Source organism: Spirosoma flavus (assembly GCF_054778555.1).
In genome coordinates, this window is sequence record NZ_BAAGZL010000019.1 from 1 (window position 1) to 552 (window position 552).

Below are 552 nucleotides of genomic sequence, written 5' to 3' on the forward strand. Positions count from 1 at the left end.
AGCAGAGCGGGCTTCTTTGCTTCCACTCGAGATGAATGCCTGTCTCCCCAGGTGCGTCTGGAATGCAACCCCGAGATCCCTGTCGCCCCTGGAGAGGAACATTGGCTTCTGGACACAAGCCTAGATGAGGTCTATTGGCCCTGCAGTCACTCGACAGCAATCCCCAGCTTTCCTTCGCAACTCGAATGGAAGATTGGACTTGCCTGGGCCAACACAAGAGGCAGCCTGAATTCCCCGTCGTAACTCGAGAATCCCGCCGTAACTCGAGAAAAACCACGTGGCTCCCCCGTCATCGCAAGATGAAGCCCTTTCCCGCTACAGCGCCTCAGGAGAAGTCCCACGTTAGGAATTGGAGGCCGAAAGGGCACTTGGCACCCTTGATGCGACCCACAAAGTTCCCCGAAATCCCGGTCTCCCTCGAGAGGAACACTGAGGTTTTCCGGCACCCCCTCCTCTGAGCCCTTTCTCCCCTCCTGATCTGGACAGGAGGGTCGACTCCCCTGCTTTGTCTGGAAGGGGTTCCCGACCTTCCGGTCGCACCTCAGGATGAGG

The 552-nt window shown here is 58.2% G+C and carries 1 protein-coding gene; it reads right to left on the reverse strand.

The annotated features are described in order from the left end of the window. Nucleotides 1-342: 342 nt before the first annotated feature. On the reverse strand, nt 343-552 hold a 210-nt coding region (locus ACYVF1_RS32195; RefSeq protein WP_461086825.1), incomplete at its 5' end, for a hypothetical protein.